The 12205-nt window shown below is 53.8% G+C and carries 9 protein-coding genes; 5 read left to right on the top strand and 4 right to left on the bottom strand.

Annotated elements, in window-relative coordinates; all coding sequences use genetic code 11:
• Window positions 1-4: 4 nt before the first annotated feature.
• The 4 genes from pflA to ycaO form a co-directional block, all read right to left on the bottom strand.
• On the bottom strand, window positions 5-745 hold the full coding sequence (gene pflA, locus C1Y43_RS03350; RefSeq protein ID WP_021508352.1) for a pyruvate formate lyase 1-activating protein: 741 nt from the start codon (window positions 743-745) through the stop codon (window positions 5-7).
• A 163-nt stretch (window positions 746-908) separates the two neighbouring features.
• A complete protein-coding gene (pflB, locus tag C1Y43_RS03345) occupies window positions 909-3191 on the bottom strand; it encodes a formate C-acetyltransferase (RefSeq protein ID WP_058769544.1) in 2283 nt (760 codons plus the stop codon).
• A gap of 69 nt (window positions 3192-3260) precedes the next feature.
• Complete coding sequence (gene focA, locus C1Y43_RS03340; protein ID WP_021508350.1) at window positions 3261-4121, bottom strand: formate transporter FocA; 861 nt, start codon at window positions 4119-4121, stop codon at window positions 3261-3263.
• A gap of 353 nt (window positions 4122-4474) precedes the next feature.
• The gene (ycaO, locus tag C1Y43_RS03335; protein WP_104186997.1) at window positions 4475-6238 is read right to left on the bottom strand and encodes a 30S ribosomal protein S12 methylthiotransferase accessory factor YcaO; all 1764 of its coding nucleotides are present in this window, start codon (window positions 6236-6238) and stop codon (window positions 4475-4477) included.
• A gap of 311 nt (window positions 6239-6549) precedes the next feature.
• Here ycaO and serC point away from each other — a divergent pair, with 311 nt between their 5' ends.
• The 5 genes from serC (at window position 6550) to ihfB (ending at window position 12053) form a co-directional block, all read left to right on the top strand.
• Complete coding sequence (gene serC / locus C1Y43_RS03330; protein ID WP_021508348.1) at window positions 6550-7635, top strand: 3-phosphoserine/phosphohydroxythreonine transaminase; 1086 nt, start codon at window positions 6550-6552, stop codon at window positions 7633-7635.
• An 85-nt stretch (window positions 7636-7720) separates the two neighbouring features.
• Window positions 7721-9007, top strand: coding sequence for a 3-phosphoshikimate 1-carboxyvinyltransferase (gene aroA, locus C1Y43_RS03325; RefSeq protein ID WP_104186995.1), 1287 nt, complete (start codon window positions 7721-7723; stop codon window positions 9005-9007).
• Window positions 9008-9205: 198 nt separating this feature from the next.
• Window positions 9206-9886: a (d)CMP kinase gene (cmk, locus tag C1Y43_RS03320; RefSeq protein ID WP_021508346.1), complete on the top strand. Its 681-nt coding sequence runs from the start codon at window positions 9206-9208 to the stop codon at window positions 9884-9886.
• A 122-nt stretch (window positions 9887-10008) separates the two neighbouring features.
• Window positions 10009-11682 (top strand): 30S ribosomal protein S1, encoded by a 1674-nt coding sequence (gene rpsA / locus C1Y43_RS03315; RefSeq protein WP_021508345.1) that lies wholly within the window; start codon window positions 10009-10011, stop codon window positions 11680-11682.
• Between the two features lie 86 nt (window positions 11683-11768).
• Window positions 11769-12053, top strand: coding sequence for an integration host factor subunit beta (gene ihfB, locus C1Y43_RS03310; protein WP_010618275.1), 285 nt, complete (start codon window positions 11769-11771; stop codon window positions 12051-12053).
• Window positions 12054-12205 lie beyond the last annotated feature (152 nt).

Raw genomic sequence — 12205 nt, 5'->3', positions numbered from 1 at the left:
CGTCTTAATACATGACGTTGTGGCCGTAACCGGCAAGAATATTTTTCACCCGCTCCATGGTCTCTTTCGTTGGCGGCTTCACGCCTTCCAGCTTGTACTCTTCACCCATCGCAATCCATTTATGCTTGCCGAGTTCGTGATAAGGCAGCAGCTCGATCTTCTCAATGTTACTCATGCCTTTAGTAAATTCACCGAGGCGATGCACCGAATCGTCATCGTCCGAATAACCCGGCACCACCACATAGCGAATCCAGGTCCTTTTACCGCGCTTTTGCAGATAGCGGGCGAAATCCAGCGTGCGGTGGTTTGACACGCCGACCAGAATCTCATGGATATCATCGTTGATCTGCTTGAGGTCGAGCATCACCAGGTCAGTTGCATCAAGCAGTTCATCGATCACCGGATCGTAACGGCGCACAAAGCCGTTGGTGTCGAGGCAGGTATGGATGCCCTCGGCCTGGCAGGCGCGAAACCAGTCGCGCACAAATTCAGCCTGCAGAATGGCTTCACCGCCGGATGCCGTCACGCCGCCACCAGACGCATTCATAAAGTGGCGATACGACAGCACATCCCTCATCAGCTCATCGACGGTGATTTCCTTACCGCCGTGAGTGTCCCAGGTATCGCGGTTGTGGCAGTACAGGCAGCGCATCAGGCAGCCCTGGAAGAAGGTGATAAAACGGATGCCGGGACCGTCAACGGTGCCGCAGGATTCAAACGAGTGGATACGACCGATGGTTGACATTGCGATGTATTCTCCGGTTCAGCCTGGCGCGCAGGCGGCACAATCTGTGTTGTGCTCTGAGGATGTAAGTCGGTTTTGCCAGACTGCCTGCAAAAGCAGACTGGCGAAACTGGCTTGTGGAGAAAAGGCTCCCGCAGGAGCCTTTCGATTACAGTGAGGAGGATTACAGCGACTGAGTAAAGGTACGGGTAATCACATCCTGCTGCTGCTCTTTCGTCAGCGAGTTGAAACGTACGGCATAACCGGAAACGCGGATGGTCAGCTGTGGATATTTCTCAGGGTGCTCCATGGCATCCAGCAGCATTTCACGGTTCATGACGTTAACGTTCAGGTGCTGGCCGCCCTCGATACTGGCTTCGTGATGGAAGTAACCATCCATCAGGCCAGCAAGGTTGGTTTTACGCACGTTATCATCTTTGCCCAGCGCATTCGGTACGATAGAGAAGGTATAAGAGATACCGTCTTTGGCGTAGGCAAATGGCAGTTTGGCCACGGAAGTCAGTGAAGCGACAGCACCTTTCTGGTCACGGCCATGCATTGGGTTGGCACCTGGTCCAAATGGCGCACCGGAGCGGCGACCATCCGGGGTGTTACCGGTTTTCTTACCGTATACCACGTTGGAGGTGATGGTCAGTACCGACTGCGTTGGCACCGCATTACGGTAGGTCTGCAGTTTCTGAATTTTCTTCATGAAACGTTCAACCAGGTCACAGGCCAGATCATCCACGCGCGGGTCATTGTTACCGAACTGCGGATATTCACCTTCAATTTCGAAGTCCACTGCCAGACCATCGGCGTCACGTACCGGTTTCACTTTGGCATATTTAATCGCTGAAAGTGAGTCCGCGGCGACAGACAGGCCCGCGATACCACACGCCATGGTACGGTAAACGTCACGATCGTGCAGCGCCATCAGCGCGGCTTCATAACTGTACTTATCATGCATGTAGTGGATGATGTTGAGTGACGTGACGTACTGTTTTGCCAGCCAGTCCATGAAGTGGTCCAGACGCGCCATCACGGTGTCATAATCCAGCACATCGTCAGTGATTGGCGCTTCTTTCGGGCCGACCTGCATTTTCAGCTTCTCGTCCACACCGCCGTTGATTGCGTACAGCAGTGTTTTTGCCAGGTTGGCACGTGCGCCGAAGAACTGCATTTGTTTACCGACAATCATCGGGCTCACGCAGCAGGCGATGGCGTAGTCATCATTGTCAAAGTCCGGACGCATCAGGTCATCGTTCTCATACTGCAGCGATGAGGTGTCGATGGAGACTTTTGCCGCATATTTTTTGAAGTTAACCGGCAGCTTCTCAGACCACAGGATGGTCATGTTTGGTTCCGGTGATGGACCCATGGTGTACAGCGTGTTCAGGAAGCGGAAGGTGCTTTTCGTCACCAGCGTACGACCGTCAACGCCCATACCAGCCAGTGATTCAGTGGCCCAGATTGGGTCGCCAGAGAACAGTTCATCGTATTCCGGCGTACGCAGGAAGCGCACCATACGCAGTTTCATCACCAGATGGTCAATCAGCTCCTGTGCCTGCTCCTCGCTCAGTTTACCGGCTTTGATATCGCGCTCGATGTAAACGTCAAGGAAGGTGGACACGCGACCAAACGACATCGCGGCACCGTTCTGTGATTTCACTGCTGCGAGGTAACCGAAGTAGGTCCACTGTACTGCTTCCTGCGCGGTGGTGGCTGGCAGAGAGATATCAAAGCCATATTTGGCTGCCATCTCTTTGATCTGGCCCAGTGCGCGGTGCTGTTCAGAAATCTCTTCACGCAGGCGAATGGTGGCTTCGAGATCAACGCCATTTTCCATGTCACTCTGCAGTGAGTTGAACTGAGCCACTTTGTCTTTCATCAGGAAGTCGATGCCGTACAGCGCGACGCGACGGTAGTCACCGATAATACGACCGCGGCCATACGCATCTGGCAGACCGGTCAGCACGCCGGATTTACGGCAGCGCAGGATATCCGGGGTGTAAACGTCAAACACGCCCTGGTTGTGGGTTTTGCGGTAATCGGTGAAAACTTTCTTCAGCGCCGGGTCCAGCTCGCGGCCGTAAACTTTACAGGAGCCTTCCACCATTTTAATGCCGCCAAACGGGATAATGGCGCGTTTCAGCGGGGCTTCAGTCTGCAGACCAACGATGGTTTCCAGCGATTTGTTAATATAGCCCGCATCATGTGAGGTGATGGTAGACGCTAAATCAGTGTCGAAATCAACCGGTGCATGGGTACGGTTTTCAATTTTGATGCCTTCCAGCACGCTGTCCCACAGTTTGGTAGTGGCTGGCGTCGCGCCGGCGAGGAATGCTTCGTCACCTTCATACGGCGTGTAGTTTTTTTGGATGAAGTCACGGACGTTGACGCTGTTCTGCCATTCACCGGCGCTAAATCCTTCCCAGGCTGACGCCATTTTTTCATTCAGTTCGGACATGATATACCTGCCTTATTTAGGGAGACTGTAACGTATGGCGCGCTGCTCAGCACGCCCGTACTTAATGACTCAGTGCGCGGACTCACCGTCGCGCAGATAGATAACCCAATAGGTCAACCCGACTAACAGACCGCCGCCAATGATGTTGCCGATGGTTACGGGAATCAGGTTATTAACAATAAAATCGCCAATGCCCAGTGCAGGAAATTGCGCCGCGCTGGCACCGGTCATCTGCCAGAATTCCGGGCTGGCAAAATCGCGAATCATAATGGCCATCGGGATCAGGAACATATTGGCGATGCTGTGCTCAAAGCCGCTGGCTACGAACATCGCAACCGGTAAAATCATCGCCACCATTTTGTCGAGCAGGCTGCGGCCGGAGTAGCTCATCCACACCGCCAGACACACCATCAGGTTAGCCAGTGTACCGAGGCTTACCGCTTCGATAAACGTATGATGCATTTTGTGGTCGGCGGTCTGTAAGACATTCAATCCCCAGGCACCATTTGCGACCATATGCTCACCGGCCAGCCAAATCAGCGCCACAAAAAACAGCGCGCCGCACAGGTTGCCAACGTAGACATTGAGCCAGTGACGACCCAGTTGCAGCCAGGTAATGCGTCCGCTGGCTTTTGCCACCACGATCAGCACCGTTGAAGTAAACAAATCAGCGCCGCAGACCACTACCAGCATCAAACCCAGTGAGAAGCAGATGCCACCGATTAATTTAGCCATGCCGTACGGCATAGTGCCGCTGCCGGTGGTGGCGGTGATATAAAACACAAAGGCAATGGAAATAAAGACGCCAGCAGTGATAGCCAGAAAGAAGGTGGTTAAGGGATGTTTCGTCGCTTTATAGACACCGGCATCTTCTGCGACTTTTGCCATCGCCGCCGGTAATAATGAATTAAAAGGGTTGTCAGCTTTCACACTAACGCTCTCCAGAAATTGTCTGTAAAGATACTAACAAAGGAGTATAGGTCAGGAGTTGATGTGGATCATATTTGCCGAAACGGCAGGGTTAAGCAAAGCCGCAAAACGACCAGAAAATCAATTAAGATATTGAAATTTATTCAATAAATAATTTTTAATTTATGCAAAATAAGTTGAAGGTGCGGCAGGCTTAAGGGCTGTTTTGTTAAATACTGTTTATCAATGATAGTGAATTGTTATTTATTATTTTCTGCGCCCGATGAATTTTCAGCGGCATAAAAAAAGGGCACTGGATACTGCCAGTGCCCGTTAATTTTCAGGCTATTTCGTCACAGACAAAATGCGCCGATTTATTTCGCAGACCAGTAACGACGTTTTGCCGCCTGTAATTTTTCATACGCGGCCAGCAGTGCCTGATGCGCCGGGAACGCGTGCAGATCGCGGTCAACCACCTGCAGACCGTAGAATGGTGCCTCACCGCTGATGGCAGCCGAAGCGGCGTCAACGGCGGCTTCGCCATACATGCGCACAAACGCGCGATGATACTGCAGCGGATCGCGATCTTCTTCCATCGCCAGCAGCAGCAGAGTCTGCAGGCAGCGATAGTAGTTGGCACGCTCAGGGCTGAAGATCGACTGGTTGAATTCCATGGTCCATTCCGTCCAGATCAACGCCTGATCCAGATCGCCACCGGCCAGCGCCAGCATCGCTTTCAGCTCGCCAATACGCAGCGTGAACCAGCCGTTGTCTTTGCCGGTCGCCAGCCCCAGCAGTTCACGCACGCGGGTGAAGTCATCATGACCTTCTTCATCCAGCTGTTCGATCAGAGCCAGATACTCCTCGGGTTGCCACTGGGTTGCCGGCAGGGACAACAGCGTTTCACGCAGTGATGCTCCCATGTTGTTATTCGCCAGCAGCAGGTCTTCGGCAGGGTAAATATCAGACATGCCCGGTACGATAATGCGGCAGGCGTAAACGTCCAGATGTTCGTAGTCGGCGATATACACTTCTTTATCTTCCGCACGGAAGATCGCCATCAGCGTATCGAACTCTTCATGGGTCGTGCCGGCAAAGCTCCAGTCGACAAAGGGATAGTCGGCATCGTCTTTGAACATATCCCAGGAGATCAGACCGCTGGAATCAATGAAGTGGGTTTCAAGGTTAGCGTGTTCAGCCACTTCTTCATCATCGAAGGTGGGCGGGGTAAACACGTCGAGATCTTTCAGGCCGCGGCCCTGCAGCAGTTCTGTGACGGTACGTTCCAGCGCGACACCAAAGTCCGGATGGGCGCCAAAAGAGGCAAAGCAGGTGCCGTTAGCCGGGTTGAACAGCACCACACAGATCACCGGATAGTTGCCGCCCAGCGAAGCGTCATAGGAGAAAATCGGGAAACCTTCCGCTTCAAGACGATTGATAGCCTCCACCACGCCAGGATAGCGCTGCATTACCGCTTCAGGAATTTCCGGCAGGCTGATGGATTCCGCGATAATGCGGTTTTTAATATGGCGCTCAAACACTTCGGATAAGCCCTGTACGCGCGCTTCATTGGCGGTGTTGCCAGCGGACATGCCGTTAGACACATACAGGTTGCCGATGATGTTCATCGGAATGTAAACAGTTTGCTGATCGGACTGGCGGGTAAATGGCAGGCCGCAAATACCGCGAGCGGCATTACCAGACTGCAGATCCACCAGGTCGGACGCGCTCAGGCTCTGTTCCGGATCGTAAAACTTACGCAGGCGTGCATCCAGAATACCTTCCGGCAGGCTGTCATCGTCGGTCAGCGGGAACCATTTCTCGTTCGGGTAGTGCACGAAGTCGCCGTTAGCGATGGTTTCGCCCAGCCAGAAATCGGCAAAGAAGTAGTTGGTTGAGAGGCGCTCAAAATATTCGCCCAGCGCTGAGGCCAGCGCCGCTTTTTTACTGGCGCCTTTACCGTTAGTAAAACAGAGCGGGCAGTCGCGGTCGCGAATGTGCACTGACCAGACGTGCGGCACCGGGTTCAGCCAGGAAGCTTCTTCAATGTTGAAACCCAGATCCTGCAGTTTCTGCTGGAAGCGTGCGATGGAGTCTTCCAGTGCGGCGTCTTTACCTGGAATAAACGTTTGCGTCATGGTGGCGCTCTCTCAAGTCGATGGTTGGGCGTAAAGCGCGCAATAATACGGGTTTTGCGCCTGCTTCGCTATTGCTCCGCCAAATTTCTCAACGCATTGTTACGGCTTTTTCGCGCTCTGGCAGCTGTCTGATTTTACTTCACCGGACTGCCTCACAAAATTCCGTGGCTTATTACATTTATGACATAAGCTGCGGTGGAGCGGGCTCTGGAAATGTGATCGCTGCCGGATAAATGATTGCAGCCATCCGGAGGCAATGATAAAACCGATGGGGTATTCATAACCGTTCGATATGACAATGGTGAGGGGAAATGGCGCAGGTTTATAATTTTAGCTCCGGACCGGCAATGCTGCCGGTGGAAGTGCTTCGTCGTGCAGAACAAGAACTGACAAACTGGCATGGCTTAGGCACCTCGGTGATGGAAATCAGTCACCGCAGCAAAGAGTTTATTGAAGTCGCGGAAGCGGCGGAGCAGGATTTTCGCGATCTGCTGAAAATCCCGGCCAACTACAAAGTATTATTCTGCCATGGCGGCGCGCGTGCGCAGTTCGCGGCAATCCCCGGTAATCTGCTGGGCGATGCCAGCCGCGCGGATTACATCGACGGCGGCTACTGGGCGCACAGCGCTATTAAAGAAGCAGAAAAATTCTGCTCGCCGAACGCCATTGACATCAAAACCACCCGTGAGGGTAAACGCGCACTGTTACCGATGCGTGAATGGCAGCTCAGCGATGATGCTGCTTATGTGCATTTCTGCCCGAATGAAACCATCGACGGTATTGCCATCGATGAAGAGCCAGACTTCGGCGATAAAGTGGTGGTGGCCGATCTCTCTTCCACCATCCTGTCCCGCCCGCTCGACATCAGCCGCTACGGCGTGATTTATGCCGGCGCGCAGAAGAACATCGGTCCCGCTGGCCTGACGCTGGTGGTAGTGCGTGATGACCTGCTGGGCAAAGCGCAGCGCTGGGTGCCCTCCATTCTCGACTACAAAGTGCTGGCCGAAAACGATTCGATGTTCAACACGCCGCCGACGTTTGCCTGGTACCTCTCCGGCCTGGTGTTTAAATGGCTGAAAGAGAAGGGCGGTGTAGCAGAGATGGACAAGGTTAATCAGGCGAAAGCCGATCTGCTGTACGGCGTGATTGATAGCAGCAGCTTCTACCGTAACGACGTCGCCAGTGAAAACCGTTCCCGGATGAACGTGCCTTTCCAACTGGCCGATGCTGCGCTGGATAAGGTGTTCCTTGAAGAATCACTGAAGGCGGGCCTGCATGCGCTGAAGGGGCACCGTGTGGTTGGCGGTATGCGTGCCTCGATCTACAATGCGATGCCGCTGGAAGGCGTTAAAGCGCTGACCGAATTCATGGTCGACTTCGAACGTCGTCACGGTTAATTATCTACTTTAGTGCCAGCCTGCCCGGCTGGCATCAGACCCTGTCACTGGACAGGGTCTCGTATTTCTGGAGATTTGGTTTCACATGCAGGACTCCCTGACTTTACAGCCGATTGCCCGCGTTGACGGCACGGTAAACTTACCGGGTTCAAAAAGCGTATCAAACCGCGCCCTGTTACTGGCCGCGCTGGCGAACGGCACCACGCGCCTGACCAACCTGCTCGACAGCGATGATGTTAAACACATGCTTAATGCGCTGCAGGCGCTGGGCGTCAGCTATACCCTGTCAGCCGATCGCACCGTGTGTGAAGTGGTCGGCAATGGTGGACCGCTGCGTGCCGAACAGCCGCTGGAATTGTTCCTGGGCAATGCCGGAACCGCGATGCGTCCGCTGGCGGCCGCACTGTGCCTCGGCGAGCAGTCGGTGGTGCTGACCGGCGAACCGCGCATGAAAGAGCGTCCGATCGGCCATCTGGTCGATGCGTTACGGCAGGGCGGCGCGCGCATTGATTACCTCGAACAAACCGACTATCCGCCGCTGCGTCTGAACGGCGGATTTACCGGCGGCGAAGTCAGTGTCGATGGCAGCGTTTCCAGCCAGTTCCTGACGGCGCTGCTGATGACCGCGCCGCTGGCACAGAACGACACCACGATCACCATCAAAGGCGAGCTGGTTTCCAAACCCTACATTGATATCACCCTGCACCTGATGCGTTGCTTTGGCGTGGACGTTGATAATCAGCACTACCAGCGCTTTGTGGTGAAAGGTCAGCAGCAGTATCAGTCGCCAGGTGATTATCTGGTGGAAGGCGATGCGTCGTCAGCGTCCTATTTCCTTGCCGCTGCGGCAATCAGAGGCGGCACGGTGCGCGTTACCGGGATTGGCCGCAACAGTGTGCAGGGCGATATCCGTTTTGCCGATGTGCTGGAGAAGATGGGAGCGGTGATCGAGTGGGGCGACGATTATATTGCCTGCACGCGCGGTGCGCTGAATGCCATTGATATGGACATGAACCATATTCCGGATGCGGCAATGACAATCGCTACCACCGCGCTGTTTGCCGAAGGCACCACGCTGATGCGCAACATCTATAACTGGCGCGTAAAGGAGACCGATCGCCTGACGGCCATGGCGACCGAGTTGCGTAAAGTTGGTGCGGAAGTGGAAGAGGGGCACGATTTTATTCGCGTCACACCGCCTGCGCAGTTACAGCACGCCGATATCGGCACGTACAACGATCACCGTATGGCGATGTGTTTCTCGCTGGTTGCGCTGTCCGACACGCCGGTAACCATTCTCGATCCCGGCTGCACGGCAAAAACCTTCCCGGATTACTTCCAGCAGCTGGCAAAAATCAGCCACGCATCCTAATCCCCCAGCCCGGCACCGCTGTGTCGGGCTTCTGTACCCTCTGCTGGCCTCACTGGCGGGAAATTGTTCTGAAACTGTCGAAATTTCTGGCGCTGTCTACGCTAAAGGGTAACCAAGCGGACGCGGGCAGCGTATAATGCCGCGCAATCCAGACAGCCAAGAAGGCTGATCATCAGCACGCAGCAACAGGAGAGAACAATGACGGCAATCGCCCCGGTAATTACCATTGATGGCCCAAGCGGCGCGGGTAAAGGGACTTTATGTAAAGCGATGGCGGAGTCGTTGCAGTGGCACCTGCTGGATTCAGGGGCTATTTATCGCGTACTGGCTCTGGCCGCGCTGCATCATCAGGTGGATATCGAGTCCGAAGAAGCGCTGGTGCCAATGGCAGCGCACCTTGACGTGCGCTTTCTGTCGGTAGACGGTGAAATGCAGGTAGTGCTGGAAGGTGAGGATGTCACCGGCGAAATCCGCACCCAGGAAGTGAGCAATACGGCGTCGCGCGTGGCGGCATTTCCGCGCGTGCGTGAAGCCTTGCTGCGCCGACAGCGTGCTTTCCGCGAGGAGCCGGGTTTAATCGCCGATGGACGTGATATGGGCACCGTGGTTTTCCCGGACGCGCCCGTTAAAATTTTCCTCGATGCCAGCTCCGAAGAGCGTGCGCATCGCCGTATGCTACAGTTGCAGGAAAAGGGCTTTAGTGTTAACTTTGATCGCCTTTTATCCGAGATAAAGGAACGCGACGACCGCGATCGTAACCGCGCCATCGCGCCTTTAGTGCCAGCCGCTGATGCTCTGGTGCTGGATTCAACCAGCATGACTATTGAGCAAGTGATTGAAAAGGCACTAGATTATGCCCGCCAGAAGCTGGGCATTTAATCTTTTCGGCGAACGAATTGTAGTAACCCTGTGCCAGGGAAGCGGTGCAGGGCATGTGAAACAACCCCATCCGACAATGACGTCAGGTGGACGTTAAATTGAAGAATCCTAAGATTATCAATATGACTGAATCTTTTGCTCAACTCTTTGAAGAGTCCCTGAAAGAAATCGAAACCCGTCCGGGTTCCATCGTTCGTGGCGTCGTTGTTGCTATCGACAAAGACGTCGTGCTGGTTGATGCGGGTCTGAAATCTGAATCTGCTATCCCTGCAGAACAGTTCAAGAACGCAGCCGGCGAACTGGAAATCCAGGTGGGCGACGAAGTTGACGTTGCTCTGGATGCAGTAGAAGACGGCTTCGGTGAAACCCTGCTGTCCCGTGAGAAAGCTAAACGTCACGAAGCTTGGATCACGCTGGAAAAAGCTTACGAAGACGCTGAAACTGTTACCGGTGTTATCAACGGCAAAGTTAAAGGTGGCTTCACAGTTGAGCTGAACGGTATTCGTGCGTTCCTGCCAGGTTCACTGGTTGACGTTCGTCCGGTCCGCGACACCCTGCACCTGGAAGGCAAAGAGCTTGAATTCAAAGTAATCAAGCTTGATCAGAAGCGTAACAACGTCGTGGTTTCTCGCCGCGCGGTTATCGAATCTGAAAACAGCGCTGAGCGCGATCAGCTGCTGGAAAACCTGCAGGAAGGCATGGAAGTCAAAGGTATCGTTAAGAACCTCACTGATTACGGCGCATTCGTTGACCTGGGTGGCGTTGACGGCCTGCTGCACATCACCGATATGGCGTGGAAGCGCGTTAAGCATCCAAGCGAAATCGTCAACGTGGGCGACGAAATCACTGTTAAAGTGCTGAAGTTCGACCGCGAGCGTACTCGTGTATCTCTGGGCCTGAAACAGCTGGGCGAAGATCCATGGGTTGCTATCGCTAAGCGTTATCCGGAAGGTACCAAACTGACCGGTCGCGTGACCAACCTGACTGACTACGGCTGCTTCGTTGAAATCGAAGAAGGCGTTGAAGGCCTGGTACACGTGTCTGAAATGGACTGGACCAACAAAAACATCCACCCATCTAAAGTTGTCAACGTAGGTGATGTGGTTGAAGTTATGGTTCTGGACATCGACGAAGAGCGTCGTCGTATCTCCCTGGGTCTGAAGCAGTGCAAATCTAACCCATGGCAGCAGTTCGCAGAGACCCACAACAAAGGCGATCGCGTTGAAGGTAAAATCAAGTCAATCACTGACTTCGGTATCTTCATCGGCCTGGACGGTGGCATCGACGGTCTGGTTCACCTGTCTGACATCTCCTGGAACGCGACTGGCGAAGAAGCCGTTCGTGAGTACAAGAAAGGCGACGAAATCGCTGCCGTTGTACTGCAGGTTGACGCAGAGCGTGAGCGTATTTCTCTGGGCGTGAAGCAGCTGGCTGAAGATCCATTCAACAACTACATCACCCTGAACAAGAAAGGCGCAATCGTGACGGGTAAAGTCACTGCAGTTGACGCTAAAGGTGCTACAGTAGAATTAGCTGACGGCGTAGAAGGTTACCTGCGCGCTTCTGAAGCTTCTCTGGACCGCATCGAAGACGCCACTCAGGTTCTGAGCGTAGGTGACGACGTTGAAGCGAAATTCACCGGCGTTGACCGTAAGAACCGCGTTGTGAGCCTGTCTGTTCGTGCTAAAGACCAGGCTGACGAGAAAGAAGCTATCAACACTGTTAACACCAAACAGGAAGATGGCAACTTCTCTAACGCAATGGCTGAAGCGTTCAAAGCGGCTAAAGGCGAGTAATCGACCCGAAGCACCGGACGATGAAAATCGTCCGGTTTCGGTAAAAGCTGTCATACCTTTCCAAACAGGGATTAACCGGAGGTTACATGACCAAGTCAGAACTGATTGAAAGACTTGCTGGCCAGCATACTCATATCCCGGCGAAAGTCGTTGAGGATGCGGTCAAAGAGATGCTCGAGCACATGGCCACTACGCTGGCCCAGGGCGAGCGCATTGAAATCCGGGGATTCGGCAGCTTTTCTTTGCACTACCGCGCACCGCGCACTGGTCGTAACCCGAAAACGGGTGACAAAGTGGAACTGGAAGGTAAATACGTTCCCCACTTCAAGCCAGGCAAAGAATTGCGTGACCGTGCAAATATCTACGGCTAAGCCGTTACCGAACGATAAAAACGACACCTGCAGGTGTCGTTTTTTTTTGCCTCGCATTCAGGTTTGCGATCCTGCTTCCATGTTGCTGTTCATTTCCTGCAACCACCATAAACTGCGCGTAATCCCTCTCTGAAATCGACATTTAGCCACAT

Source organism: Pantoea sp. ICBG 828 (assembly GCF_002928355.1).
Taxonomy (GTDB): domain Bacteria; phylum Pseudomonadota; class Gammaproteobacteria; order Enterobacterales; family Enterobacteriaceae; genus Pantoea; species Pantoea dispersa.
This window is presented reverse-complemented; position numbering and strand designations above follow the sequence as displayed.

Bases quoted from the DNA above. Each gene is read 5' to 3' on its own strand.
- pflA (WP_021508352.1), bottom strand. From the start codon at position 745: ATGTCAACCATCGGTCGTATCCACTCGTTTGAATCCTGCGGCACCGTT.
- pflB (WP_058769544.1), bottom strand. From the start codon at position 3,191: ATGTCCGAACTGAATGAAAAAATGGCGTCAGCCTGGGAAGGATTTAGC.
- ycaO (WP_104186997.1), bottom strand. From the start codon at position 6,238: ATGACGCAAACGTTTATTCCAGGTAAAGACGCCGCACTGGAAGACTCC.
- serC (WP_021508348.1), top strand. From the start codon at position 6,550: ATGGCGCAGGTTTATAATTTTAGCTCCGGACCGGCAATGCTGCCGGTG.
- aroA (WP_104186995.1), top strand. From the start codon at position 7,721: ATGCAGGACTCCCTGACTTTACAGCCGATTGCCCGCGTTGACGGCACG.
- cmk (WP_021508346.1), top strand. From the start codon at position 9,206: ATGACGGCAATCGCCCCGGTAATTACCATTGATGGCCCAAGCGGCGCG.
- rpsA (WP_021508345.1), top strand. From the start codon at position 10,009: ATGACTGAATCTTTTGCTCAACTCTTTGAAGAGTCCCTGAAAGAAATC.
- ihfB (WP_010618275.1), top strand. From the start codon at position 11,769: ATGACCAAGTCAGAACTGATTGAAAGACTTGCTGGCCAGCATACTCAT.